Source organism: uncultured Gimesia sp. (genome assembly GCF_937919775.1).
In the GTDB taxonomy this organism is placed as follows: domain Bacteria; phylum Planctomycetota; class Planctomycetia; order Planctomycetales; family Planctomycetaceae; genus Gimesia.
This window is the reverse complement of the sequence record NZ_CALFPF010000271.1, coordinates 1-3,117: the sequence shown is the minus strand read 5'-3', so window position 1 is coordinate 3,117 and position 3,117 is coordinate 1. Positions and strand designations below refer to the sequence as shown.

Genomic DNA, 3,117 nt, shown 5'->3' with positions numbered 1-3,117 from the left:
GAATTTGTTGACCCGTGAAGGCCGACAAAGTGAGCGCTAACAACACGATGGCTCTAACTCGGAATATCGGAATTTCCGGTAGTGGTTTTGATGAAAAGAGATGCGTCAAGAAAATCTTATTTGATCGGGAGGGTTTTACATGTTCCACTAAACCCTGAAGGCGCAAAACTTTACCAAATGATAAATATCATTAAGTATGCGCATATTCTAAGCACCTGGGAATACGAGGATTAGGTAATCAGAAAGAAGTGTTCTAGTGGCAATGATTTAAGACGAGCATGTTTTCAGGGCATTAAACGAATAAAGCGTCGACAAAGCCTTGGGGATTAAAGAGCTCAAGGTCGTCTATCTGCTCGCCAACGCCGACATACTTCACGGGAATTCCCATCTTCTGTCGGATGGCAACAGTCACTCCGCCCCGTGCCGTACCATCTAATTTTGCTAAAATCAGGCCGGTGCACTCAATTGCTTTCGTAAAATGTTCAGCCTGACTGATTCCATTTTGTCCCGTTGTCGCATCCAGAACTAAGAGACTTTCGTGTGGTGCGCCGGGGATTTTTTTGTTGACCACGCGTTTAATCTTTTCCAGTTCTTCCATCAGGTTAGTATGAGTCTGCAAGCGGCCTGCGGTATCAATAATCAGATAATCAACGCCGATTTCCAGGGCACGATCACAGCCCGAATAGGCGACACTGGCAGGATCGGTTCCATCCGGACGTGTGACAATTTCGCAACCCAATCGATTGGCCCACATTGTCAGTTGCTCAACAGCGGCTGCCCGAAATGTATCACCGGCGGCTAAGAGGACTGTTTTATTCTGTTTGAGAATCAGATTGGCCAACTTGGCAATTGAGGTCGTTTTTCCTACGCCATTGACACCTGCGACAAGAATCACGGTCACCCCCTCGGGATTCTGATTCAATGGCGATAATGGAGCTGTAACATCCCATTTGGTATCACCTTCTCCTTCCAGCAGGGTTCTTAACTTTTCTTTGACCGTGTTTTCGATTTCTTCAAGAACAACCGTACGCCCACCATGTTTTTTACGGATTTCTTCGCAGATCGCAGAGGAAGAGGACACTCCCATATCTGTCTTAATCAGGCGGGCTTCGAATTCTTCAATCTTCTGATCATCCAGAATTTCGCCCGCTTTAAATAAGTCGCGGACATCTGTTCGCAAGACTTCTTTTGTTTTTTGCAAACCACGTTTTAATCGGTCAAACAGACCCATTTTTTTACTCTCTAACTTGAAATAGCGGGAATCAAAATACGCAAAATTCGTTTTAGTACAGGATAATATAGAGTTGGGGTAGAGACGGCAAGTATCTCATACCGGGAAGTCAATTCTTGAAATCCCCGTTATTTCACATGTAAGAGCAGGTCGAATCGTTGAACGGCCTGTTCCCAGATTTCGCGATCCTGTGGTTCATATTGACAAGTTTCGGTGGAATTTCGAACAATTTCCCGAATTTCTGCCAGTGAACTGACTGAACCTGCGGCTCTCGCCTGGACTAACACATTTCCCAATCCGGTGGCTTCAACAGGGCCTGTGATGACTGGTATCTGACACGAATTGGCCGTGAATTGATTCAGGAGCTCATTTTTCGTCCCCCCCCCAACGATGTGGATGACTTCGACCGGAGTGCCCGTCAGTTCTTCAAGCCAGCCGAGTACTTTTCGATATTTGAGGGCAAGACTCTCTAATGCACAGCGAATGAACTGGCCTGCTGTTTCCGGTGCGGGTTGACTGGTTTCTTCGCAATAGCCTTTGATAGCGTCCAGCATATCATCGGGACTCAGAAATCTTGGATCATCCGGGTCTACCAGAGATCGAAAGGCGTCGGCAGACGCGGCAGCATCAGCGAGCTCTGAATAATCCAGTGTTGTTCCACGGCGTTCGTAGGCACGTCGGCATTCCTGAACCAGCCAGAGGCCCATGATATTTTTTAACAGTCGGTATGTTCCGTCAATCCCCCCTTCATTCGTGACGTTTAATTCAAACGCACGTCGTCCGAGAACAGCAGAATCGACTTCGACTCCCATTAATGACCATGTCCCGGAACTGATATAAGCCCAGTCTGCTTTTCCGGTATTCGATGTCGGAATCGCGGCAACGGCAGAGGCGGTATCATGCGTGGCCGGCGCAATGACGTCTATCTTACCAAGACCCGTTTGCTGCATGACTTCATCTCTAAGTGTGCCGAGCTTTGTACCGGGGGGAACAATTTGAGGGAACATGGCGGTGGGGATTTCGAGACGCCTTAACAAGTCCCATGCCCAGTCTCCCGTTTTCGGGTTCAGACATTGGGTTGTGGTGGCGTTCGTAAATTCAACGACTTGACTTCCTGACAGCAGCCAATGAAAGAAATCAGGCATCAGCAGAAACTTGTCCGCCTGATGTAATAATTCGGGATCAGTCTGTTGCATGGACAATAACTGATAGAGTGTGTTGATCTCCATAAACTGCAGACCGGTCGCGTCAAAAATATCTGCCTTTGAAACACGCGAGGTCGCCAGATTCAGCATGCCCTCTGTACGGGGGTCGCGGTAGTGATAAGGTTGTCCCAGCAGTTCCTGCTTACCGGAAAGCAACGCATAGTCCACCCCCCAGGTATCGACACCGACTGAAATGATGCGGTCACCATATTTTTGAGCAGCTAAAGATAACCCTTTGAGAATGGATGACCAGAGGCCGATCACATTCCAGCGACGTGTTCCGGCAACGGGAACCGGTCCATTGCTGAAGCGATAGATTTCTTCCAGGCGGATCTGCTTGTCGTCCAGTAATCCCGCGAGTACGCGACCACTTTCTGCGCCTAAATCGACTCCCAAAAAACACTGCTCCGGCATTTAAAAACCCTTATTATCCGAGGACCTGATTTTGCTGAGATTGATGCAAAAATGATTTTGTGAAACTCCCATAATACAGAAACTTCTCTGGAATTTCATTGGATACCAGTTGTCCCCCTGCAAAGAATTCCAGATCATGGACACAGCTGTCTGCATGATTGTCGTATTCAGGATCAGAATCGATCCTGTACCGAAAATCGTTGTTTTCGAAATTCCGGAAATTAGTAAGAAGTTTTTGATTATGCGTATGATTCCGCTGTTATTTTC

The 3,117-nt window shown here is 47.4% G+C and carries 2 protein-coding genes; both read right to left on the bottom strand.

Features of this window, described 5'->3' with window-relative positions; genetic code table 11:
• Positions 1–292 precede the first annotated feature (292 nt).
• Positions 293–1,231 carry a signal recognition particle-docking protein FtsY gene (gene ftsY, locus Q0294_RS07300; RefSeq protein ID WP_299462611.1) on the bottom strand — a complete coding sequence of 313 codons (939 nt, stop codon included), beginning with the start codon at positions 1,229–1,231 and terminating at the stop codon, positions 293–295.
• Positions 1,232–1,359: 128 nt separating this feature from the next.
• Positions 1,360–2,850 (bottom strand): rhamnulokinase family protein, encoded by a 1,491-nt coding sequence (locus Q0294_RS07295; RefSeq protein ID WP_299462608.1) that lies wholly within the window; start codon positions 2,848–2,850, stop codon positions 1,360–1,362.
• Positions 2,851–3,117: the final 267 nt, after the last annotated feature.

Coding starts and splice junctions, on each gene's coding strand:
- Q0294_RS07295 (WP_299462608.1), bottom strand. CDS start 2,850: ATGCCGGAGCAGTGTTTTTTGGGAGTCGATTTAGGCGCAGAAAGTGGT.
- ftsY (WP_299462611.1), bottom strand. CDS start 1,231: ATGGGTCTGTTTGACCGATTAAAACGTGGTTTGCAAAAAACAAAAGAA.